Annotated in this window: 20 protein-coding genes and 1 tRNA gene; 4 read left to right on the top strand and 17 right to left on the bottom strand. The window is 57.2% G+C overall.

All coding sequences use genetic code 11. The features are described from left to right. The first annotated feature begins 174 nt into the window (after positions 1–174). Positions 175–1,524 (top strand): (R)-1-hydroxy-2-aminoethylphosphonate ammonia-lyase, encoded by a 1,350-nt coding sequence (gene pbfA / locus AC2FLX_RS09590; RefSeq protein ID WP_496811249.1) that lies wholly within the window; start codon positions 175–177, stop codon positions 1,522–1,524. Between the two features lie 73 nt (positions 1,525–1,597). Here the strand turns inward: pbfA and AC2FLX_RS09595 are convergent. After that, positions 1,598–1,687: transfer RNA gene (locus tag AC2FLX_RS09595), tRNA-Ser, on the bottom strand. A 70-nt stretch (positions 1,688–1,757) separates the two neighbouring features. Beyond that, positions 1,758–2,441 carry a phosphoribosyltransferase gene (locus AC2FLX_RS09600; RefSeq protein WP_496811250.1) on the bottom strand — a complete coding sequence of 228 codons (684 nt, stop codon included), beginning with the start codon at positions 2,439–2,441 and terminating at the stop codon, positions 1,758–1,760. A gap of 195 nt (positions 2,442–2,636) precedes the next feature. Here AC2FLX_RS09600 and AC2FLX_RS09605 point away from each other — a divergent pair, with 195 nt between their 5' ends. The 3 genes from AC2FLX_RS09605 to AC2FLX_RS09615 are packed head-to-tail and all read left to right on the top strand — an operon-like array spanning position 2,637 to position 7,059. Next, positions 2,637–2,837 carry a YgaP family membrane protein gene (locus AC2FLX_RS09605; protein ID WP_496811251.1) on the top strand — a complete coding sequence of 67 codons (201 nt, stop codon included), beginning with the start codon at positions 2,637–2,639 and terminating at the stop codon, positions 2,835–2,837. Positions 2,838–2,888: 51 nt separating this feature from the next. Next, positions 2,889–3,869: an efflux RND transporter periplasmic adaptor subunit gene (locus AC2FLX_RS09610; protein WP_496811252.1), complete on the top strand. Its 981-nt coding sequence runs from the start codon at positions 2,889–2,891 to the stop codon at positions 3,867–3,869. Then, on the top strand, positions 3,862–7,059 hold the full coding sequence (locus tag AC2FLX_RS09615) for an efflux RND transporter permease subunit (protein ID WP_496811253.1): 3,198 nt from the start codon (positions 3,862–3,864) through the stop codon (positions 7,057–7,059). Before AC2FLX_RS09610 ends, AC2FLX_RS09615 begins: the two co-directional genes overlap by 8 nt. Positions 7,060–7,070: 11 nt before the next feature. Here the strand turns inward: AC2FLX_RS09615 and AC2FLX_RS09620 are convergent, their stop codons facing one another. From AC2FLX_RS09620 to AC2FLX_RS09690, 15 genes are all read right to left on the bottom strand, one after another. Then, on the bottom strand, positions 7,071–7,892 hold the full coding sequence (locus AC2FLX_RS09620) for an alpha/beta hydrolase (protein WP_496811254.1): 822 nt from the start codon (positions 7,890–7,892) through the stop codon (positions 7,071–7,073). Positions 7,893–7,894: 2 nt separating this feature from the next. Beyond that, positions 7,895–8,782, bottom strand: coding sequence for a tryptophan 2,3-dioxygenase (locus AC2FLX_RS09625; protein ID WP_496748208.1), 888 nt, complete (start codon positions 8,780–8,782; stop codon positions 7,895–7,897). Between the two features lie 40 nt (positions 8,783–8,822). After that, positions 8,823–9,230 (bottom strand): RidA family protein, encoded by a 408-nt coding sequence (locus AC2FLX_RS09630; protein WP_496748206.1) that lies wholly within the window; start codon positions 9,228–9,230, stop codon positions 8,823–8,825. Further along, the gene (locus AC2FLX_RS09635; protein ID WP_480748099.1) at positions 9,227–9,634 is read right to left on the bottom strand and encodes an acyl-CoA thioesterase; all 408 of its coding nucleotides are present in this window, start codon (positions 9,632–9,634) and stop codon (positions 9,227–9,229) included. The genes AC2FLX_RS09630 and AC2FLX_RS09635 overlap by 4 nt, the downstream gene beginning before the upstream one ends. Positions 9,635–9,636: 2 nt before the next feature. Beyond that, complete coding sequence (locus AC2FLX_RS09640) at positions 9,637–10,326, bottom strand: ABC transporter ATP-binding protein (protein WP_480748100.1); 690 nt, start codon at positions 10,324–10,326, stop codon at positions 9,637–9,639. Beyond that, entirely contained in the window at positions 10,323–11,072 is a 750-nt protein-coding gene (locus tag AC2FLX_RS09645) for an ABC transporter ATP-binding protein (protein WP_496811255.1), read from the bottom strand. Before AC2FLX_RS09645 ends, AC2FLX_RS09640 begins: the two co-directional genes overlap by 4 nt. Next, on the bottom strand, positions 11,065–12,048 hold the full coding sequence (locus tag AC2FLX_RS09650) for a branched-chain amino acid ABC transporter permease (protein ID WP_496748203.1): 984 nt from the start codon (positions 12,046–12,048) through the stop codon (positions 11,065–11,067). Before AC2FLX_RS09650 ends, AC2FLX_RS09645 begins: the two co-directional genes overlap by 8 nt. After that, complete coding sequence (locus tag AC2FLX_RS09655) at positions 12,045–12,965, bottom strand: branched-chain amino acid ABC transporter permease (RefSeq protein WP_496748201.1); 921 nt, start codon at positions 12,963–12,965, stop codon at positions 12,045–12,047. The genes AC2FLX_RS09650 and AC2FLX_RS09655 overlap by 4 nt, the downstream gene beginning before the upstream one ends. Before the next feature lie 51 nt (positions 12,966–13,016). Further along, complete coding sequence (locus AC2FLX_RS09660) at positions 13,017–14,156, bottom strand: ABC transporter substrate-binding protein (protein ID WP_480748104.1); 1,140 nt, start codon at positions 14,154–14,156, stop codon at positions 13,017–13,019. A gap of 171 nt (positions 14,157–14,327) precedes the next feature. Beyond that, a complete protein-coding gene (locus tag AC2FLX_RS09665; protein WP_496811256.1) occupies positions 14,328–15,950 on the bottom strand; it encodes an AMP-binding protein in 1,623 nt (540 codons plus the stop codon). 1 nt (position 15,951) lies between these two features. Then, positions 15,952–17,112, bottom strand: a complete 1,161-nt coding sequence (locus AC2FLX_RS09670) for an acyl-CoA dehydrogenase family protein (RefSeq protein ID WP_496811257.1) — start codon at positions 17,110–17,112, stop codon at positions 15,952–15,954. A gap of 3 nt (positions 17,113–17,115) precedes the next feature. Further along, positions 17,116–17,916 carry an enoyl-CoA hydratase family protein gene (locus AC2FLX_RS09675; protein WP_496806957.1) on the bottom strand — a complete coding sequence of 267 codons (801 nt, stop codon included), beginning with the start codon at positions 17,914–17,916 and terminating at the stop codon, positions 17,116–17,118. A 5-nt stretch (positions 17,917–17,921) separates the two neighbouring features. Then, positions 17,922–18,392: a MarR family winged helix-turn-helix transcriptional regulator gene (locus tag AC2FLX_RS09680; protein ID WP_480748107.1), complete on the bottom strand. Its 471-nt coding sequence runs from the start codon at positions 18,390–18,392 to the stop codon at positions 17,922–17,924. Further along, the gene (locus tag AC2FLX_RS09685) at positions 18,389–19,132 is read right to left on the bottom strand and encodes an SDR family NAD(P)-dependent oxidoreductase (protein WP_480748108.1); all 744 of its coding nucleotides are present in this window, start codon (positions 19,130–19,132) and stop codon (positions 18,389–18,391) included. Before AC2FLX_RS09685 ends, AC2FLX_RS09680 begins: the two co-directional genes overlap by 4 nt. A 218-nt stretch (positions 19,133–19,350) precedes the next feature. Further along, positions 19,351–21,954, bottom strand: coding sequence for an adenylate/guanylate cyclase domain-containing protein (locus tag AC2FLX_RS09690; RefSeq protein ID WP_496875418.1), 2,604 nt, complete (start codon positions 21,952–21,954; stop codon positions 19,351–19,353). Positions 21,955–21,977 lie beyond the last annotated feature (23 nt).

Raw genomic sequence — 21,977 nt, forward strand, 5'->3', positions numbered from 1 at the left:
GCGGCATCAAGGACAGCGGAAACGGCGTAAAAGAAGGCGTCATCGAAGCCATGAAGTTCTTCACAAACGTCAAAACATACTCCCTGCCATGGCCAACATGATAAACTGGGAGGTTTAGATTTCCATATTTCCCGGACAGGGAACACTGCAGCATCCAACCAGGCGAGACCCGACATGATCGTTCACACCGAAGGCGAATCGAATCGATCCGACGCGCGAAGGACCTGGTTGGAGAAATCCAATGGCCCGGCCTCTGAATCGCTGTTGCGTAGAGATGCCGAGGTTTTCCTGCACCAAAGCTTGTCCAGCCCCTGCGTCAGTACCATTGTCAAGGCCGAAGGGATCTGGATTGAAGATCTCGAAGCCCGACGCTATATGGATTTCCACGGTAACTCGGTTCACCATATCGGGTACGGTCACCCCCGCTTGGTCGAGGCAATTAAGGCTCAACTGGACGAACTGCCGTTCGCACCGCGACGGTTTACCAATGAGCCGGCCGTGCAACTGGCCGAAAAGCTGGCAGAAATCAGCCCCGGAGATTTGGGAAAGGTTCTGTTTACAACAGGCGGGTCGGACGCAAACGAGGTAGCGCTGAAGATAGCGCGGGCCGCGACGGGCCGATTCAAGACCATCTCGTTTTGGGATGCTTTTCACGGAGCGGGTTTTGGTGCGGCATCGGTTGGTGGCGAAGCCACGTTTCGTAGTCATATCGCCGGGCCGTTGCTGTCGGGCGCCGAACACGTCGCGCCATTCGCTTGCTATCGCTGTCCTTACAATCACAGCGGTCCGGACACTTGCGGGTTGGCTTGCGCGCGAATGGTGGAATTCGTGCTGGAACGCGAAGGCGATATCGCTGCGGTTATCGCTGAACCCATGCGCGCTGTTCCCTATGTGCCGCCTGTCGGGTTTTGGAAGGCTGTTCGTGATTCTTGCAACCGCCACGGCGCGCTCTTGATCATGGACGAGATCCCAACCGGTCTTGGGAAAACCGGCAAAATGTTTGCTTTCGAACATGACGAGATCATTCCGGATATCGTCACTTTGGGGAAAGCCCTGGGTGGGGGGATTCTCCCCATCGCGGCCTGTATCGCGCGCCAGGATCTGGATGTTTGTGGTGATTTCGCGATTGGTCACTACACGCATGAGAAGAACCCGGTTACCGCCCGCGCCGCCCTGACCACCATCGAGATTATCGAGGACGAGGGGCTGGTCGAGCGATCGGAAGAGTTGGGAGACTATGCCATCAACCGGCTCAACGAAGAACTGGCCGGTAATCCGATCGTCGGTGATGTCAGGGGGCGTGGCCTGATGTTCGGGATTGAAATCGTTGAGGGCAGGACCAGCAAACAACCCGGCAATGCCAAGGCGGAACAGATTTACTATTCCTGTCTGGAAAACGGTGTCAGTTTCAAGATAAGTCAGGGGTGTGTGCTGACGCTGTCGCCGCCATTAGTCATCAGTCGGATTGAGTTGGATCAGGCGCTCAATACCGTATGTCGCGCCATTCGGGCTGTAACCGAATGATAGCAGGCGGCGTCGATAGTGCATAGAGACATGGGCTTCAAAGTCTTGGAGTGGTTGGCACTTTGAAAAACTGTGGCGGAAGCGGTGGGATTCGAACCCACGGTACGCTCTCACGTACGCCGGTTTTCAAGACCGGTAGTTTCAACCACTCACTCACGCTTCCGAACAGGCGTCAGGTAACATGGCCCCGCGGCCTCTTCAAGAACCAGAAGCATCCCGATTGTAGTGTTTTTTTACGGTCGTCCGGGCGGTCGTTTTCTGGCTTGGTCCGAGATCAGGCTCGCCTCAATCAGCAGGCGTGTCACTTCTTCATCTGTTGTTTGCTGAAAATCGGAATAGTGCGCGCCCACGGCCCAGAACGGGACAGGAGTGGCAAGACAGATAATATCGTCCACCTCCGAACGCAGGGTGCTGATCACTTCGGCGGGCGCAACCGGGACTGCAAGGATGATCGCTTTAGGGGAACGGTGTCGCAATGCCTTGATCGCGACCCTGACAGTTGCGCCGGTCGCGATACCGTCGTCCACAATGATAGCTGTCCGTCCGTCGATTGGAACTTGTTGCCTGCCATCGAGATACTTGGCGCGGCGTCGCCTTATCTCCTCAAGCTGTGCATTGGCCATTTGTTCAACGTCTTCCGGCGAAAGTCCTAGTGCGCGCGCGACTTCGATATTCGTTTCGAATTCGGGGTGATCTCCGTTGACCACTGCTCCAACCGCCAGTTCGGGTTGATTGGGTGCGCCGATCTTGCGCACCATCAGCAGGTCCAGCGGTGCGTGCAATTCTCGCGTGACTTCGATGGCCACCGGTACTCCGCCCCGGGGCAGTGCCAAGATCACCGGATCTGCATAGCCTTTTGCGGCAATTGCCGCGGCAAGGACTTTTCCAGCTTCCGCTCTGTTTTGAAAACGCTGCACGGCCTTCCCCGCTTAGCGACAAGAAAATGGGTTGCCAGTTCAGTCTACCATGTCAATTTGCTTCTCCGCCATCCTGGTAATTTATTGAGACGTGCCAAAATAAACATTCTCCTTATTGAATGTGATGATGCATTCAATTATGTGAAAGTGATGGACAGGCATGATGCCAATGTCAATTTCAAAGGAATTCACGTCATGACACTCGATCGCACTGTAATGTTGTTCGCCGGACTGATGGTTCTGCTGAGCGTCGTGCTCACGGTTTTCGTATCGCCCTTGTGGATGTGGTTTACCGTATTTATCGGAGTAAACATGATCCAGTCCTCGTTTACCGGATTCTGCCCCGCAGCCATGCTGTTTAAGAAGCTGGGCGTAAAGGCTGGTTCGGCGTTTTAGTTGAAATCCACTTAGTTGCGACCGGCCAATTGCAACCAAATGAGGTGCGTAATGAACTTCAAAATCCTCGCTTCGTTGTGTCTGACGGCAATTCCTGCTGCGGCCTTTGCCGATGATTCCTTTCCGGTTAAGGCTTTGCCGATTGTTGAATGGAAGGCCGTATTCGGCCAGATCGAAGCCCGCGACCAGATATCTGCGCGGTCCCGCCTGGGCGGCACGATCACACAGCTTTCAGTCAGCGAAGGGGATAGCGTCACCAGCGGACAACAGATCGGTCTGATTGAAGATGAGAAGCTCGCTTTCCGGATACAGACGGTCAGCGGGCGCATCGAAGCGTTGACCGCGCAGCTGGCAAACGCAAATGCCGAGTTGAAACGCGGAGAGGAACTGTTTGAACGCGGCGTTATGTCAAGCCAACAGGTTGATCTGTTACGGACCAGAGTCAGCGTTATGGAAAACGAAATCTCGGCGACGCGTGCCGAAAAGCAGGTGCTGGAACAGCAGACACAAGAAGGCGCGGTGCTTGTTCCGCTCAATGGCGTAGTTCTTGCCGTACCTGTGACCGAAGGGTCGGTCGTTCTGCCTGGGGAAGAGGTAGCCAGGATCGGAGGCGGCGGGCTTTATCTGCGACTGTCCGTCCCAGAACGCCACGCGACTGCGCTGACTGAAGGTGACAAAATTCGCATCGAAGAAAGGGGCAACAGTGTCGGCGGTACGATCGTCAAACTCTATCCCGAAATCGAAAACGGAAGGGTGACCGCTGACGTGGACGTGGAGGGCCTCGAAAGCCGCTACGTCAATGCGCGAGTTCTCGTTCGTCTTCCCGTAGGCGAGAGAATGGGACTCCTGATCCCTGAAGAAGCTGTCAATAACCGCCGTGGATTGGATTTCGTTCGGATCCGGCTGGACGTTGAAGAAGAGATTGACAGAACGGTTGTGATCGGCCGCAAGATATCGATTGATGGCAGGCACATGGCCGAGGTTCTGACTGGCCTGTCAGAAGGCGACATAGTGGTGGTCGGACATGAGTGAGTTCGGCAAGGTGCCGCTCGGGGTTGCGGGCGGATTGACAAGGGCCTTCATTCAGTCGGCCCTGACGCCGCTGATGATCATCGTAGCACTCGTGATGGGGTTTGTGGCGCTTGGGGCTTTGCCGCGCGAGGAAGAGCCGCAAATCTCGGTTCCGCTTGTGGACATTCACGTACAGGCCCCGGGCCTCAAGGCTGATGATGCCGTCAAGCTGATTACCGAACCGTTGGAAACGATTGTCAAAGGCATCAATGACGTCGAACATGTATATTCGACCACCTATGATGATCTCGCGATTGTCTCCGCCAGATTTCTCGTCGGAACCCCAGCAGATGCGGCCATTCTGCGTGTTCATGAAAAGGTACGCGCCAATCTGGACCGCATTCCCTACGGTATTTCCGACCCGTTGATTGTAGGGCGCGGGATCGACGATGTTGCGATCATGACGCTGACACTGACGCCCTCGGAAAGCGGGCAGGGTGTCACGGCAAGTGATCTGACACGTGTTGCTCGTGAATTGAAGGTGGAACTTGCCAAGATCGAAGACGTGGGCCTGACCTATGTCGTCGGCGAAGCTACGGATGCGATCCGGATCGCGCCTGACCCTGACAGGCTTGCCCTCTATGGGGTCACTCTCCAGCAATTGTCCCAAAAAGTGCAGGCCGCTAACCGGTCTTTCCCAACAGGCAATCTGCGGGATCGGGGACAGCAGATAGGATTTGTGGCTGGTCAAACCCTGCAAGCCCCCAAGGACATCTCGGACCTTCTGCTGACCACACGCGACAATCGCCCTGTTTATGTTCGCGATGTCGCCGACGTCAGCTATGTTCCCGATACAACAGACCGGATCGTGGCCAACGTTTCTCGCGGTGCAAACGGGGAAATAACCCGCACGCCTGCCGTGACGCTCGCACTTGCCAAACGCGCCGGGGCAAATGCGGTGGTTGTGGGCGAGGCGATCCTGCACCGGGTGCACCAGCTTGAAGGTGATCTGATCCCAAACAGTGTGCATGTCGAGGTCACGCGCGACTATGGCGATACCGCCAACGAAAAGGCCAACGAGTTATTGTTTCACCTTGGTCTTGCAACGGTATCCATCGTCGGCCTTGTGCTGATCGCGATTGGCTGGCGGGAAAGCATGGTTGTGGCCATCGTGATCCCCGTGACCATTCTGTTGACGCTGTTTTCGGCTTGGATCATGGGCTACACGCTCAACCGGGTGTCTCTTTTCGCGCTCATCTTTTCGATCGGGATCCTGGTCGATGACGCCATTGTCGTGATCGAAAACATCGCGCGCCACTGGGCTATGCCGGATAAGGAAACGCGAGTTTCCAAGGCCATCCGTGCGGTGGCCGAGGTTGGCAACCCCACGATCATCGCAACGTTGACCGTTGTAGCCGCCTTGCTGCCGATGCTGTTCGTTTCGGGTCTGATGGGCCCGTATATGAGCCCGATCCCCGCCAATGCCTCGGCTGCAATGATCTTTTCCTTTTTCGTCGCGGTGATCATAACCCCGTGGTTGATGGTCAAGATCGCCGGCCACGCCCCGGCGCATGCAGGTGAGGAACGCGGCGATCGGTTGGGGCGTCTTTACGAATCCGTCGCGCGCCCGCTGCTGAAAACCAAAACTCGTGCGGGTTTGTTTCTGCTGGCGACCGCCATCTTGTCTTTCGGATCGCTTGGATTGATCTACACCAAGGACGTGACAGTCAAGCTTTTGCCATTCGACAACAAGTCGGAGCTTTCGGTTGTCATCGACTTGCCGGAAGGCACATCGGTTGAAGCCACGGATGCAGTGGCGCAGGATGTGGCCCGCGCAGTTCTCGAAGTACCTGAGGTCGTCGCGGTCCAGACCCATGCGGCCGATGCCGCGCCGTTCAATTTCAACGGGTTGGTTCGGCACTATTATCTGCGCAAGTCTGCGCATCTTGGCGATGTTCAGATCAACCTGTTGCCGAAACACGACCGTACGCGAACCAGCCATGAGATCGCGCTGGATATCCGTGAACGGATTGCGCAACTGGATGTACCCGTCGGAACCAGTCTGAAAACGGTCGAACCGCCTCCGGGGCCGCCGGTGTTGTCGACGATGCTTGCCGAAATCTATGGCCCTGACGGCCAGACGCGCCGTGCGGTTGCTCAGAAAGTGCGAGATGCTTTCGAAGAGGTTCCGTTTGTCGTCGATGTCGATGACAGTTTCGGAACCCAACCGCGCCGCCTGCGTGCCGTTTTGTCGACCGATCAACTGGAATATTTCGGTGTGCAGGAGCAGGACGTCTTTGACACGCTTGCCATACTCGGCTCCAGCAATACAGTGGGCTATTCGCATCGTGGCGAAGGTCGACCGCCTTTGCCCATCGTGATCGAGCGTGACAAGGCCCACCGGGTCATGGATGAACGTTTCCTGTCCACGCCAGTGCCTGCCAACACATTGCCGGGATCACGCGGGGTGATCGAATTGGGTGACGTGGTGGACATTGTCGACGAACAGGCCTCGTTCCCGATATTTCGGCGCAACGGACGCGCGGCAGAAATGGTGCAGGCCGAATTGGCCGGTGCGTTCGAGGCTCCGATTTATGGTATGTTGGCGGTTGCCGATCTGATCGAGGGGATGGAGTGGGACGAAGGGACAAAGCCGGAAATCCGTTTCAACGGCCAACCCGAAGATGACACACATCCAACCCTGTTGTGGGACGGCGAATGGGAGGTCACCTATGTCACCTTCCGCGACATGGGCGCGGCATTTGCCGTGGCCTTGCTGGGTATTTACATCCTCGTGGTCGGGCAGTTCGGGTCGTTCAAGTTGCCGCTGGTGATCCTGACACCGATCCCGCTGACCTTTGTCGGGATCATGCTGGGGCATTGGTGGTGGAATGCACCGTTCTCTGCCCCGTCAATGATCGGTTTCATTGCACTGGCCGGGATCATTGTACGCAACTCGATCCTGTTGGTGGATTTCATCCGACATGCGGACCCCGAGGGCAAATCGAAGATCGATATTCTTATCGAAGCCGGGTCGATACGCTTTAAACCTATCCTTCTGACAGCCCTGGCCGCGATGATTGGCGCAGTCGTGATCTTGGCCGATCCGATCTTTCAGGGCCTCGCCTTGTCGTTGCTCTTTGGCTTACTGTCCTCGACGCTTTTGACGGTCCTCGTGATCCCCGCGATATACCGCGTCTTTCGGAGTTGAGAGATTGTGCACTACCGCGCCAAAAAGGTTCCCGAATGCAAAATGATATCGAAATGGTGCATCCCCTTTTGCAGGTCAAAACTGACAGAGTGTCCGGCTTTGCGCAAAGCCTCGGCATAGTCGCGGCTTTGACGGATGAACTCGGGTGTGTCACGTTCAGCAACCGTCACCCGGTAATGCGGCCCGATAAGGGGCAGGTTTTGCATTGGTGACAACGCCTGAATTTCTTTATCGGTCAGTTGCAGCGGGTCATTGACGGGGGTCAGCGCAATGGGCTCCAGGTCGAAAACGCCACTAACCAAGATTACGTTTTGAATCATCATACCCGCATTGGCCAAGTCCGCGGCTGCGGATGCCATAACCATCGCCGCCAGATGCCCGCCGGCGCTGTGGCCCGATAGCGTGACGCGCGCAGGGTCAAACCCCAATGGTTCGGAATTCTGTGCCAGCCACATCAACGCCGTACGGCATTCCAAAATCATATCACCCAGTCGGGCGACCGGCGCGAGCGTATAGTTCAGCGTGGCAAAGGCGTGACCCGTTTCGATCAGGGCAGGGGCCATCATCGAAGATTCGTGTTGGCTGAGCGCCTGCCAATAGCCTCCGTGAATGAATATATGCAAAGGAGAGTTGGCTTCTCGTCCGGGAAAATAGTCTAGGACATGGCTTGGCTCTTTCCCATAGCTCAGGTTATCCCGAACTGTCAGATCAGCACGGGCCTCGGCACTCAGGGCTGCATAACTGGCCAGATAGGGTGTGATATCCCCGCCGACCATGGCGCTGGGTGAATATTCAAGCGCCAGTTCCTCGCGAGAGAAGCCACGATACAGCACATTCAGGCTCCCTGCCGGTACATCAGTTCTGTCCGCATGTCATAGAGGTCATGGAAGAACTTGAGCTCAAGAGCCTTTCTCAGGAATGCCACGCCACTTGATCCGCCTGTACCCGGCTGCATTCCGATCACCCTCTCAACCGCAGTCGCATGATCGAACCGCCACCTCTGAAACAGCGACTCCACATCCATCAGCTTTTCGGCCAAGGCATAAAGATCCCAGTATTTCTCGGTATTTCGGAATACTTCGACCCAAATCTTCACGATGCGAGGATCACCGGAATAGGGCTGAGAATAGTCCCGATCCAACAGCTCTTGCGGAACGTCGAACCCCTGTCTCGCCAGCATGTGAAGAACTTCGTCATATAGCGAGGGTTTCGTCAGTGCTGCGTTCAGCATCTCCATGACGTCCGGGTCATGTTCGTGAACCTTCAGTGTCGAGACATCCTTGTTGCCAAGAATGAACTCGATCTGGCGGTATCCATAGCTCTGAAACCCCGAAGAATTCCCCAACGCGTTCCGGAAGGTCATGTAATCGGCTGGCGTCATGGTCAGCAGGGTATCCCATGCCGAGATCAGTTGTCGCTGGATGGCCTTGATCCTGTCGAGGTTCTTCATTGCCGGGCCAAAGTCGTCCTGTTGCAGGAACCTGCGCACCTCGACCAGCTGATGATGCATGAGTTTGAGCCACAGCTCGCTGACCTGGTGGATGATGATGAACAGCATCTCGTCAGGTTGCGCGGGGTCCTGAAAGGTCTTCTGGATACTCAGCAGCGTCTTGAGTTGAAGAAAGTCGCCATAACTCTTGCGGTGGGTATTGGCAAAGTCGGTGACCAACGTATCTTCGATCCCGCGTTTGAGCAGGCGGTCCTTGTTATCCTCTTGTGCCATCGCAGGCTCTCCTGAATAAGGATGCGCGTTTCTTGAATATCTAGTGTTTTTTTGGCGCTAGTTTTGCTGTCGCTTCGATTTCGAGCAGCGCACCATCCTCAACCAGCCCGGCGACGACAACCATTGTCATAGCCGGGAAATGCCGACCCATTATCTTGCGATAGGCTTCACCTACTTCGCGTTGCCGGGCAAGGTACTCCCTTTTGTCCGTCACATACCAGGTGAGCCGGGTAATGTCGCTGACCTCTCCACCAGCGGCGTGCACCACGTCCGCGATGTTTCGCAAAGTCTGTTCCATCTGGCCGATGAAGTCGTTGGTTTCAAAGACCTGTTCGGCCGTCCATCCGACCTGGCCTCCGACATAGAGTGTGCCGTCGTCGGCCAACGTACCGTTCGCATAGCCCTTGGCGGGCAACCAGCCCTCGGGATGTATCACCTGATTGCTCATGCTGTGCCTCCAATCATCTGGGAAAGCCTGTCACGTACCGCTTGGGGCCATGGGGCCGACTTGTGACCTTGCACATGGACCAACGTTGCTTTTACGCTCATCCGCGCTTCTCCATTGCAGGTTGCGGTCATTGCAAAGCCGAAACTGCTGCGCCCGACCGACACGGGCTGCAATGAAAAATCCAGCATGTCGCCGTGATAACTGGGCGCGTGAAACGTCGATTCGATCTGGACAGTTGGCACACCGGCGTCGAGTTTGTGAAACCCCTCGAACGGATAATCCAACGCGTCGTAAAAGAACGCCTCGACACAATCGTTGATCATTTCGACGTAGCGGGGATAGAACACGATCCCCGCCGGGTCGCAGTGTTTGAACAGAACCTTTTGTTTCCACTGATACGCCATGGTCACACTCCCAGGTATTTGTCGGTGACATCCGGGGTCAGCGCGCCCATCGCGCCATGCCAGACAGTTTCACCACGTTGCAGGATAACAGCTTCGTCGGCCACTTCCGTTAGTTCCTTCAGCGATTTGTCGATGACCAAGATTGCCAGCCCCGTTTCCCGCTTCAAAGTCGCGATGGCGGCCCAGATTTCCTGTCGCACGATCGGGGCCAGACCTTCGGTCGCTTCGTCGAGGATCAGCAGGCGCGGGTTGGTCATCAGGGCGCGGCCAATTGCAAGCATTTGCTGCTCGCCGCCTGAAAGCGAAGCCGCGGATTGCGACCGCCGCTCCTGCAATCGTGGAAACAGGGCGGATATTCGTTTCATGTCCCAATGACCCGGGCGGGCGGCGGCCGTCAGGTTTTCTTCGACGCTCAGGTTCGGAAAGCACCGCCGACCTTCGGGTACGAGGCCCAGGCCGAGTCTTGCGGCCTTGTGGCTGGGCAAACGGCGCAGGTCGTGGCCGTCGAACATCAACTCGCCGCCAGCAACCGGCAGCATCCGCAGGATCGTTTTGACCGTGGTCGTTTTGCCCATCCCGTTGCGGCCCATCAGTGATATGACTGCACCTTCATTCACCCGTAGGTTGACCTTGAACAGCGCTTGCGACGCACCATAAAAAGCCGAGACATTGGTAAGGCTCAGCAGGCTCATGCATCCTCTCCCAGATACGCGCGGCGCACCTCGGGATGAGCGCGGATTTCGTCGACCGTTCCGGTGGCGATCACTTCGCCATAGACCAGCACGCTGATCCGGTCGGCCAGGGCAAAAACGGCGTCCATATCATGTTCGACCAGCAAAATGGGCGCTTCATGCCGCAACTCGTTTAGAAATCCGGTCAGATGTTTCGATCCACTGGCGCCAAGCCCGGCCATGGGTTCATCCATGATGAAGGCGCGCGGATTGAGGGTTAGAGCCACGGCAACCTCCAACTGCCGGCGCTGCCCATGCGACAGGTCCGAAGTGCGAATGGCCGCATGATCGGACAGGCCGACACGATCCAATGCATGCTCGGCGATGCCACGAAGGGACTTGTCCCTGAGGGCCGGGCGAAAGAACCGATAGGGCCTGCCGCTGGCCCCGAGCGCCCCCAGCAGGGCGTTTTGCAGAACCGTGTCCTGCATCGCCAGCGCGGATATCTGAAATGTGCGTCCCAAACCCATTCGCGCGCGCTGAACCGTGCTCAACGCCGTCACATTCTGCCCGAGAAAATGAACCTCTCCGCTATCCGGTTTCAGTCCGCCGGCTATCTGTTTGATCAGGGTGGATTTACCGGCGCCGTTCGGGCCAATCAGGGCGTGGATTTCACCGGGACGCAGATCAAGGCTCACGTCGTCCGATGCCTTGAGCGCCCCAAATCTTTTGGTGATGCTGCGAACGGACAGGACTGGTTCAGCCATGCTGCGCCTCCTGTCCGGTCAAAGTGCCGATGATGCCGCCGCGCGCGAAAAGAACGACAGCCAGCAAAAGCAGGCCCAGATAGACGTGCCAGAATTCGGACAATCCGCCAAGAACGTGTTCCAGCGCAATGAACAAAGCAGCGCCTGCCACCGGGCCGAACAGCCGGGCCGTGCCGCCAAGTATGATAAAGATCATGATCTCGCCTGAGGTCTGCCAACTGAACATGGTGGGGCTGACAAAGCGATTGAGATCGGCAAATAGGGCACCCGCAAGTCCGGTAATCATGCCTGAGATCACAAAAGCGGTCAGACGCAAACGATAGGGCGTTATCCCGATGGTTTCGACTCTTTCCGCCGTTTGACGCGCCGCATTCAATGCCAGACCAAACGGCGATTTCGCAAGCCTTGCAGACAGAAAGAGTGCCGCCGCCAGGATCACATATGCGATCAAAAAGAACTGGATCGGATCCAACGTATTGAGACCGGGGAAATCGTTGCGGACATAGATCGACAACCCGTCTTCGCCGCCATAAGCGGGCCAGCTTATCGCGAAATAGAACAGCATCTGGCCAAAGGCGAGGGTGATCATGATGAAATAGACACCTGTGGTACGCAGGCTGAGAGCGCCGATAACCAGCGCGGCCAGCGCCGAGGCAAACAGCGCCGTCAACCAGATAACTGGCATCGACTTGGTTCCCTCTATCAAAAACGGTGTCTGCATCAGGGGCGAATAGCTTTGGGCATGACTGGCAAGGATGCCCATTGCATACCCGCCGATTCCAAAGAACGCCGCGTGCCCAAGGCTGACCAAGCCCCCCAGCCCCAACGCGATGTTGAGGCCAACACCCGCCAACGCAAGAATGGCCACCCGCGTGGACAGCGTGATCATGAAAGGTTCATCCGACACATATGCCCACAGCGGAAACAGCAACAGACCGAGTGCCAGAACTGCGTTGAAGATACTTTCGCGGCTCATGCGCGTGCTCCGTACAGTCCGGTAGGTTTCGCGATCAACACGACCGCCATCAGGATGTAGATCAACATCGATGCCAGTGCCGACCCCACCGAGGTGGCCGAGGCCGGGTCCATGAAAAGCTTGAACGTTGCCGGCAGCAGTACTCCCCCAAGCGTGTCGGTTACGCCGACGAGGATCGAACCGACCAGCGCCCCCTTGATCGACCCGATACCGCCGATGACGATCACGACAAAGGCAAGGATCAACACCGGCTCGCCCATGCCGACCTGAACAGACTGGATTGCTCCGACCAATGCGCCGGCCAATCCGGCCAGCGCCGCACCAAGGGCAAAAACGATGGTGTAAAGCCGGGTGATATCGATGCCAAGTGCCGCGATCATCTCGCGGTCGCTCTCACCGGCACGGATCTGAACGCCAAGCCGCGTGCGCGAGATCAACAGGAACAGGCCGGCCGCAACGATCAGGCCGACGGCGATGATCGTCAGCCGGTAAAGCGGATACTGAATGCCTCCGGGCAGGGTGATCGGGCCGGACAAGGTATCCGGGATGTTGAGGAAAAGGGGAAACGAACCGAACACCCACCGGGTTCCTTCAGAGAAAATCAGGATCAGGGCAAAAGTCGCCAGAACCTGATCGAGGTGATCGCGATTGTACAGCCGCCGGATCACCAGCACCTCCACCAATGCACCGGCAGCTGCGGCCGCAGCAAGGCTGGCCGCCAGTGCGAGCGCAAAACTCCCTGTTGCGGCAGCCGTTGCTGCGGCGGCAAAAGCGCCAATCATGAACAGCGAGCCATGGGCGAGGTTGATAAGCCCCATCACCCCGAACACCAGCGTCAGACCGGCGGCGGTCAGAAAGAGCATCACCCCGAACTGCAAACCATTCAGGATTTGTTCAATCAGCAGAATGAAGGACATTTCGCTATCCTAGAGGGCGGCGCAAGCACAATGCCTTGCGCCGCCGGGATCTTACATTTCGCATTCGGCCGCATAAACGTCGGCGTGATCTTCCAGCGCGACACCCAGGATCTTGTTGGTGAAGACATCACCTTCCTGCACGACTTCGCGAACATAGATGTCCTGAATCGGGTGGTGGTTCGGCCCGAACTTGAAATCGCCGCGCACCGAGTCGAACTCGGCGTCTTCCAGCGCCGCACGGAACGCGTCCTGATCGTTCACGTCCGCTTTGGCCATGGCCGAAAGGATCAGGTTTGCGGTGTCGAACCCCTGCGACGCATAGAGCGAAGGCAGGCGACTATATTCAGCCTGGAAGCTTTCGACAAAGGCTTTGTTGGCGGCATTGTCGATATCCTTGTTCCACTGGCTGGTGTTCTTCACGCCAAGCGCCGCAGCTCCCACCGCCTGAAGGATGCCCTGATCAAAGCTGAAGGCAGGTCCGACGACAGGCAGGTCGACGCCACTGTCAGCGTATTGCTTGAGGAAGGATATTCCCATACCCCCCGGCAGAAAGAAGAACACGCTATCCGCGCCTGATGCCCGGATTTGGGCGATTTCTGCGGCATAGTCGGTTTGACCTAGCTGGGTGTAAACCTCGCCGGCCAGATCGCCACCATACTTGCGCTTGTAGCCCGCCAGCGCATCCTGACCCGCCGGATAGTTGGGCGCAAGGATAAAGCTGTTCTTGTAACCTGTTGATTTTGCATAAGCACCGGCTGCTTCATGCAGGTTGTCGTTTTGCCATGCGACGTTGAAATAGTTCTGGTGACAGCCTTTTCCCGCCAAGGCCGAAGGTCCGGCATTTGGCGACAAATAGAACTTGCCCTGCGCGGTCGCCGACGGCACAACCGCCATCGCCAGGTTCGACCAGATGATTCCGGTCAGGATATCCACCTTGTCGGATTGGATCATCCGGTCGGCCAGTTGCACGGCGATATCCGGCTTTCTCTGGTCATCCTCGATAACGACTTCAATGTCGGAATTGCCGGATTGCTTGACTGCCAGCATGAAACCGTCGCGCACGTCGATACCCAATCCGGCACCGCCGCCGGACAAAGTGGTGATCATTCCGACCTTTACGGGTTCGGCAAAGGCCATGCCAACTGTCAGAGCGGCAGTTGCCGCCGCCAAAAGCAAAGATTTGGTTTTCATTGTCTTCTCCCTGTAAAACAACGTCTCTTGAAGGTGTTGTTGGACGCTTCCTGTTCGGGCTCCCCCGAGTTCCCGCCGCCCCCTTCCAAATGCCGCGGGTTGTTCGTTTGCGTGATCTTCAGCGTCTGGGCCGAAGGCTATCCGGTTTCTCCCAAGGTGCAAGCACGCAGATCATTTTCCGCCCTCACGCAACTGGAATCGCTGAATTTTCCCGGTCGCCGTCTTGGGTAGCGCACCCGTGAATACGATGCTGCGCGGATACTTGTACGGTGCAATCGTCGTCTTGACGTGATCCTGCAACGCCTTGATCGTTGCCTCATCGGGGGCATGGCCTTCGTTCAGAACCACATGCGCCTGAACGATGTTGCCGCGCGCCTCGTCCGGTTTTGCCACCACCGCGCATTCGGATACCGCGGGATGTGATAACAACGCGGCCTCGACCTCGGGACCTGAAATGTTGTAGCCCGAGCTTTGAATCATGTCGTCGTTTCGGGCGGCAAAATGCAGATACCCTTCCGCATCCATGGTAAAGCTGTCGCCGGTAATGTTCCAGCCATCCAGCACATAGTCACTCTGTCGCTCGTCATCGAGATAACGGCAACCGGTCGGGCCGCGCACGGCAAGGCGACCGACTGTTCCGGGTGGAAGTTCGGCCCCGTCATCGTCAATGACTTTCGCTTCGTATCCCGTGACCGGTTTGCCCGTGCAGGCGGGGCGGTGGTCGGAAAACCGATTGGTGACAAAGATATGCAACATCTCGGTCGCGCCGATGCCGTCCAGCATCGGCTTGCCGGTCTTTGCCATCCAGTCGTCGTAAATTGGGGCGGGCAGGGTTTCCCCCGCCGACACCGCCGCTCGCAGGCAGGACAAGTCGGCCCCTTCTTCCATCGCCGCCAACATCGTTCGATAGGCCGTCGGCGCCGTGAAACAGACTGTTGCCTTATAGGTTTGAATGATTTCGATGAGATTCGGGGGCGAGGCGTTTTCCAGCAAGGCCGCCGCCGCACCGAACCGAAGCGGAAAGATCGCCAGCCCTCCGAGACCAAAAGTAAATGCCAATGGAGGAGAGCCGACAAACACGTCTTCTGGCGTGACCTTCAAAACCTCCTTGGCATAGCCGTCCGCGATAATCAGTAAATCGCGATGGAAATGCATCGTGGCCTTGGGCGAGCCGGTGGTTCCAGAAGTGAACCCCAAAAGCGCGACATCGTCCTGGCTGGTCTTGACGGCGTCAAAGTGCACAGGCTTTTCCAACGCCAGCCGGTCCAGTTCGGCGTCGTGATTGGCAGTGCCGTCAAAGCCGACAACGGCTTTCAGATACTTCGATGCCTTGGCGCAAGCGACCAATTCGTCCTTGAGGCGCGTATCGCACAACGCATGCGTGATTTCCGCCTTGTCCACGATTTTTGTCAACTCACCTGTGCGCAACATTGGCATCGTGTTAACGACGACCGCACCGGCCTTGGTCGCGGCCAGCCAGCAGGCCACCATTGCCGGGTTGTTTGCGGAACGGATCAGGATGCGGTTGCCCGGCACAACACCCAGATTCTCGACCAGAACATGCGCGATGCGATTGCTCCAGTCCGTCAACTCCTTGTACGTGCGGCGCCGCCCGTTCCCGATCAGTGCAGTGTGGTCGCCAAACCCCTTTTCCACCATCTGGTCCGTCAACTCGACCGCGGCATTCAGTCGATCCGGATAGTCGAACGCGTCAAGCAGCAGGTCCGGCCATTGATCTGCCGGCGGCAAGTTGTCCCGCGCGAAGGTGTCAATATGGGCAGATGGTCTCAGCATGTCATCCTCCCTGATGCGCGCCAAGGGTTTGCCGCGCGATTACTACGCGCTGCACATCCGATGCGCCCTCATAGATGCGCAGCGCCCGGATTTCGCGGTACAGCTTTTCGACGGTTTCCCCCGATTTCACCCCGTCGCCGCCAAAAAGCTGCACGGCCCGGTCGATGACCTGCTGGGCGTGGTCGGTTGCAAACAGCTTGGCCATGGCTGCCTCGCGCGTGATGCGCGGCGCTCCGGAATCCTTGGTCCACGCGGCGCGGTAAACAAGCAGGGCTGCGGCGTCCACATCCACGGCCATATCGGCAATGTGGCCTTGCACCATCTGTAAATCCGACAAGGGCGCGCCGCCGATTCTGCGCGCCTGCACTCGGGTCAGGGCTTCGTCGAGTGCGCGGCGGGAAAACCCTAGCGCGGCTGCCGCCACGGTGGAGCGAAACACATCCAAAACCGACATGGCGATCCGGAATCCGTCTCCGGGCGCACCGATCATGGCAGCGGCGGGAATGCGGCATTCCGAAAAGCGCAGAGTAGCAAGGGGATGCGGTGCAATCGTGTGCAGCCGCTCGGTCACTTCAAAACCGGGCAGACCGGCGGGCACGACAAAGGCCGACAGTCCTTTGGCACCGGGGGTCTCTCCGGTACGGGCGAACACCGTGTAGACATCGGCGATGCCGCCATTTGAAATCCAGGTTTTTTCTCCGTTCAGAACAAAGTCATTACCGTCACGAGTCGCCGTCATCGTGGAATTGGCAACATCTGACCCCGATTGCGGCTCGGTCAGGGCAAAGGCCGATATCGCCTTGCCCGCTGTTGTCAGTGACAGCCATTCGGCTTTTTGTGCGGCAGTGCCGAAAAGTGAAATTGCACCTGTTCCCAGCCCTTGCATGGCAAAGGCAAAATCCGCCAGACCATCGTGCCGGGCCAGCGTTTCCCGGATCAAGCACAGGGTTCTGACGTCAAGCGCATCGCCCCCTTGATCTGACGCGGTGTGTTTTAACCAGCCATCCTGACCAAGTGTGGCAACAAGGCTACGGCAGGCTGCATCAGTGTCGAAATGGTCGATCCTCGCAAGTTCCTGACCGGCCCACATTTCCAGCGCATCGGCAAGCTTCCGATGCCTCTGGTCAAAAAAAGGCCAGTTCAGAAAGGATCGATCCACCATGACTCAATCCCCCTCGAACACCGGTTTTTCCTTGGCGACGAACGCGGTATAGGCGCGTTCAAAATCGCCGGTTTGCATGCAGATTGCTTGTGCTTGCGCCTCGGCTTCGATGGCCTGTTCAACGGACATCGACCACTCCTGCGCGAGCATTGTCTTGGTCATCATATGCGCAAAATTCGGACCTGCGGCCAAACGGGCCGCCAGGTCCTGTGCCTCTGCCTCCAAATTTCCTGCAGGCACAAGACGATTGAAAAACCCCCAGCGCTCGCCTTCTTCGGCGCTCATGGAACGGCCGGTATACAGCAACTCGGCGGCGCGCCCTTGGCCAATGATCCGGGGCAGGATGGCGCAGGCACCCATGTCGCATCCGGCTAGGCCCACACGGGTAAACAGAAAAGCAGTTTTTGCGTCGGGTGTTCCAATGCGCAGATCGCTTGCCATGGCAATGATGGCACCGGCACCGACACAAATCCCGTCGACGGCGGCAATTACCGGCTTGCCGCAATTCACCATCGCCTTGACCAGATCCCCGGTCATCCGGGTGAATGCCAGCAATTCCTTCATGTTCATCCGGGTCAGCGGCCCAATGATGTCATGGACATCGCCGCCAGAACTGAAATTACCGCCGTTCGACGCAAAGACCACCGCGTTGACGTCATCGGAGTAGGCCAGATCGCGAAACCAGTCGCGCAATTCGGCATAGCTGTCAAAGGTCAGCGGGTTCTTCCGGTCAGGCCTGTTCAGGGCAACCGTCGCGATGCCATCGGAGATATCACAAAGGAAATGTCTGGTGTCACTTCGCATGTTTGTCATTTGCCCTCGTCCAACGATTTCACCAACGTCTCCAGCTTGGTGCTGAATACCATGGCTTCTTCGGCATCGAGCGTCCCAAGCAGCTCGTCGATCCATCCTTCGTGGGCCGCCGCCTGCGTCGCAAACTCGGCCTCGCCCTTGCGTGTCAGCCGCACCAGCGAGGCGCGCCGGTCGCCCTCGACCGCCACCCGCATGACCAGTCCCTCGTCGACCAGGCGATCCACGATGCCGGTGACGTTGCCGTTCGACACCCGCAACACGCCTGAAAGCTCGCTCATCTTGAGGCCGTTCTTGTGTCTTGACAGAGCAGCCATCACATCAAACCGAGGCAGGGTTGAGTTGAACTCACTGCGCAGTTTTGCGCGCAGATGTGCCTCGACCCCACGTGACATCTTGAGCAAGCGCAACCAAAGTCGCAGGCGTTCCTTGCTTGGCGCTTCGATGGTTCTTGAGGCGGGGCGGGTCATATTTCACCTCCGGATATGGTCATCGTGTGACCGTTGACGCCGCGCGCCGCCTCTGAACACAGCCACAAGGCGGCGGCGGCGACCTCGTCAGTGTTGATGAAACGGTTTTGCGGATTGGAACGTTTCAGGGCGGCTTCGGCCTGTACCCGATCCGCACCGGTTTTTTCCATGATGGTGGCTATTGAACGCTCCAGCAAAGGAGTTGCGACAAACCCGGGGCAGATAGCGTTCGCGGTAATCCCCGATGGTGCAAGTTCCAGAGCCAGAGCACGGGTCAACCCCACGACACCATGCTTGGCCGCGCAATACGCCGAGACATAGGGATATCCTTTCAGGCCAGCGGTCGAAGCTATGGCGATCAAGCGCCCATACCCGGCCTCCTGCATGTCCGGTAGGGCAGCCTGATAGCAGTGGAAAACTCCAGACAGGTTCACATCCAGCACCTGCTGAAAATCGCTACTGGACATCTTCGAAAATGGCTTGCTAGGCGCCGCACCCGCATTGGCTACGACGATCGTGACCTTGCCTTGTTCCTGCCGAGCCACTGCGAACGCCGCCTCGACATCCCCGGGCCGCGTCACGTCGCAGATCTGATAGAAAAGGTTCTGTGCTTTCAGCCTGTCCTCGTTGCGTCCGAGGATCGTCACTTTCGCTCCGGCATCAGCGAACTGACGGGCGCATTCTGCACCAACTCCGGTTCCTCCACCGGTTACGACAACATGAGAGCCAGAGATATGCATTGCGAACCCCAGTTACAGGGTACTTTAGCAACCGGTATTTATTTCAACAATAAAAATTTTGAACTTAAAGTAAAATGATGAAAACAGATAATAAATCAATTCTTTACCCCGGAAATTTGAATTCGCGGTTATCGAGGATTGACCCAGAGGTTCGACAGAACCGTTACGTGATCATCTCCCGGCAATAGCAATTTGCCGGGAGAATCGTCAGCGGTCCATCAACCGTCGTTGCCGGAAGAGCGCGCTTCTTCGCGAATGTTCACCCAGGGAGTGGCAGCACCGGCTTTGGCATACTCGTCATATTTCTCGCGCCCCAGCGCTTCGACAGCTTGCGCAATATAGCCATCAATGTCGGCCTTGTCCGTCGGTTCAAACTTTGCGCCGATCTTGGCCATGTTTGCCTCGACGGCTCCAAGCAGACGCGCCGCCTTCTCGGCGTTTCCATGTTTCATTGCAACGCCTCCATATGCGGCGACGCAAAGGTTGATTACGGGCGGATAATCGAAATCCCGCCCCAGATCGAACGCCTCGCCCAAAAGTGCCAGCGCCTCGTCGGTTTTGCCTTCGGCGATCCGGAAATGCGCGACGTTCTGTTTCAATAGCCCGGGCCAGAATGTGTTCCGTTCCAACGTCAAAAGCTCCAGCGCCTGACCATAGCATTCTTCGGCAGCATCTTTCATGCCTTCCATGCGCGCGCCTTCGCCCATGATAAGCAAACCGAGCGCAGTGAAATAATTGTCGCCTTTGGCCTGCATGTGCTGGATGCAGCCCATGATCGTTTCACTCGGATCTTCGATGTTGCCGGTCGCAGCCCCGCAGATCGCGTGGATCATGGCGGCTTTCTTCGTGGCATCTTCGTCGTTCAATTCAGTAAAGATACGCTCGGCCTTCTGACCGTGAAGGTAAGCCCCTTCGTAATCGCCCGCCATGGCCTTGGTATAGGCAGCGGCCAAATTGATTTTCGCAGCGGCAGCGCTGTCACCCAGCTTGCAGGCGAGTTCATCCGTTTTTTTGATCCAGTCAAGGCTTTCCGTAAACTGACCCTGAGATATCCAGTACCAGTAAAGCGCGTCTATGAATCGCGCGCAGGTCTCGATGTCCTGACGCCCGAGGGCAATGCGCAAAGCGGCACGAATATTGTCAGCCTCGTCACTCAGCCGTGTGACATGGCGTTTTTGTTCGTGGGTCAGAACATACGCGCCGCAGGTTTTGCAAAGCCGTGCGAACTGATCGATGAACGCAGTTTGCGCCTGTTCCAAGTCACCGTTTTTCTCCAACAACTCCGTGGCGAACTCGCGCACCATATCAAACATTCCGAATCGAGGGGCGCCGTTGGCGACACGTCGATAGAGCAGGTTCTTGGATGTCAGCGATGCCACGGCCTCAAGGACGTCCGCATCAAAATCTGATATTTCCAACAAAGTGTCCTCTGCATCGTCGATGCGGAAGCCACCCGAAAAAACGGATAGGGCCAAAAAGGTCTGCCGTTCCTCCTCGTTCAACAGGCTTTCACTCCATTCGATGGCATTGCGAAGCGTCCGATGACGCCCGGAATCCTGTTGCGAACTGCGCAAAAGCTTCAGTTTCTTGTCCAGCCGCTCCAGAAGCTGTTGCGGCGACAACAAAGACATGCGTGCGGCTGCCAGATTGAGCGCAAGCGGTATTCCTTCAAGACGGGTGACGATCTTTGCCACCGTCGCCCGGTTGTCGGCGGTAATCTGAAAGTCCGACGTTTCCGCTTGCACCGCCTCTACAAACAGCCGCATGGCACCGCTTGTTTCGGGGGTGGGATCGCTGGCCTTGGGCAGGCTGAGCGGATCAATGGCATAGATCTTTTCCATTCTCACTCGCAACTCAGCCCGGCTGGTGACGAGAAGGCGCAGATTGGGGCAATCGTCCAACAGATCGGACACGGCGACGGCCGCGTCAATGACGTGCTCGAAGGTGTCGAGCACCAAAAGCATGCGGCTGGTGCCGATGAAGGATGCGATATCGAGGCTGATTGGGCGGCCGGGATAGTCACGCACGCCCAGTGCCTGAGCGATACTGGGCAACACCAGTCCCGGGGTATCGAGACCGCTGAAATCGACAAAATACGCGCCGTCTTCGGTGTCGCGCAGCCAAAGCGCGGCAACGCGTTGCGCCAAAGTCGTCTTACCCGTGCCCCCCATGCCCGTAACCGTAACAAGACGATCCGAGGAGTCGTTCAGCAAGCCCATGATCTCGGAAGTTTCCCGATCGCGGCCAACGATCGGGCCGCAGGGTTGAGTGATGTTGGTACGACGTACGTCCAGAGTGCGGAGCGGTGGAAAGTCGATGCAAATCCGCGGATCGACAATGTCAAAAAGTGTTTCGGGATATCGGATCGCTTTCAACCGATGAACACCCAGCGGTCGAACTTTTACGTCCCAGGCCGCGAAATCATCTTGTTCCAGCAATTGATAGACGTTTCGCGACAATACGATCTGTCCACCGTGTCCGGTATCTCCGATGCGCGCGGCCAGATGCAGGTCATAGCCGACAAGTTGTTTTCCCAGCTGCTGTATCGGTCCTTCGTGCAGTCCGATTCTGACACGCAGGTCGATGCCGCGTGGCCACTGTTCCGTTTTTAGTCTGCGCTGAATTTCAATAGCCGCGCCCAAGGCCTGGCGCGGGGTGTCGAACAAGACCAGAAACGAGTCACCCTGCGTACCATCCTCATCGCCGCCAAACGGGGCATAGCATTCCCGAACGATATCCTGGTGGCGCCTGAGAACGGCAGGGTATTCATCGCCAAGCGCCTGCAGCAAAGCCGTTGATGCTTCGATGTCTGTGAACATCATCGTTCTGCTGACGGCATCAGTTC

This window comes from Ruegeria sp. YKSF57 (genome assembly GCF_059612585.1).

What these genes read in the sequence shown, in the direction of transcription:
- AC2FLX_RS09685 (WP_480748108.1), bottom strand. Translation starts at nt 19,132, where the DNA reads ATGCATATCTCTGGCTCTCATGTTGTCGTAACCGGTGGAGGAACCGGA.
- AC2FLX_RS09605 (WP_496811251.1), top strand. Translation starts at nt 2,637, where the DNA reads ATGACACTCGATCGCACTGTAATGTTGTTCGCCGGACTGATGGTTCTG.
- AC2FLX_RS09660 (WP_480748104.1), bottom strand. Translation starts at nt 14,156, where the DNA reads ATGAAAACCAAATCTTTGCTTTTGGCGGCGGCAACTGCCGCTCTGACA.
- AC2FLX_RS09665 (WP_496811256.1), bottom strand. Translation starts at nt 15,950, where the DNA reads ATGCTGAGACCATCTGCCCATATTGACACCTTCGCGCGGGACAACTTG.
- AC2FLX_RS09690 (WP_496875418.1), bottom strand. Translation starts at nt 21,954, where the DNA reads ATGATGTTCACAGACATCGAAGCATCAACGGCTTTGCTGCAGGCGCTT.
- AC2FLX_RS09655 (WP_496748201.1), bottom strand. Translation starts at nt 12,965, where the DNA reads ATGTCCTTCATTCTGCTGATTGAACAAATCCTGAATGGTTTGCAGTTC.
- AC2FLX_RS09640 (WP_480748100.1), bottom strand. Translation starts at nt 10,326, where the DNA reads ATGAGCCTGCTGAGCCTTACCAATGTCTCGGCTTTTTATGGTGCGTCG.
- AC2FLX_RS09625 (WP_496748208.1), bottom strand. Translation starts at nt 8,782, where the DNA reads ATGGCACAAGAGGATAACAAGGACCGCCTGCTCAAACGCGGGATCGAA.
- AC2FLX_RS09645 (WP_496811255.1), bottom strand. Translation starts at nt 11,072, where the DNA reads ATGGCTGAACCAGTCCTGTCCGTTCGCAGCATCACCAAAAGATTTGGG.
- AC2FLX_RS09610 (WP_496811252.1), top strand. Translation starts at nt 2,889, where the DNA reads ATGAACTTCAAAATCCTCGCTTCGTTGTGTCTGACGGCAATTCCTGCT.
- AC2FLX_RS09635 (WP_480748099.1), bottom strand. Translation starts at nt 9,634, where the DNA reads ATGGCGTATCAGTGGAAACAAAAGGTTCTGTTCAAACACTGCGACCCG.
- AC2FLX_RS09680 (WP_480748107.1), bottom strand. Translation starts at nt 18,392, where the DNA reads ATGACCCGCCCCGCCTCAAGAACCATCGAAGCGCCAAGCAAGGAACGC.
- pbfA (WP_496811249.1), top strand. Translation starts at nt 175, where the DNA reads ATGATCGTTCACACCGAAGGCGAATCGAATCGATCCGACGCGCGAAGG.
- AC2FLX_RS09650 (WP_496748203.1), bottom strand. Translation starts at nt 12,048, where the DNA reads ATGAGCCGCGAAAGTATCTTCAACGCAGTTCTGGCACTCGGTCTGTTG.
- AC2FLX_RS09615 (WP_496811253.1), top strand. Translation starts at nt 3,862, where the DNA reads ATGAGTGAGTTCGGCAAGGTGCCGCTCGGGGTTGCGGGCGGATTGACA.
- AC2FLX_RS09675 (WP_496806957.1), bottom strand. Translation starts at nt 17,916, where the DNA reads ATGCGAAGTGACACCAGACATTTCCTTTGTGATATCTCCGATGGCATC.
- AC2FLX_RS09630 (WP_496748206.1), bottom strand. Translation starts at nt 9,230, where the DNA reads ATGAGCAATCAGGTGATACATCCCGAGGGCTGGTTGCCCGCCAAGGGC.
- AC2FLX_RS09670 (WP_496811257.1), bottom strand. Translation starts at nt 17,112, where the DNA reads ATGGTGGATCGATCCTTTCTGAACTGGCCTTTTTTTGACCAGAGGCAT.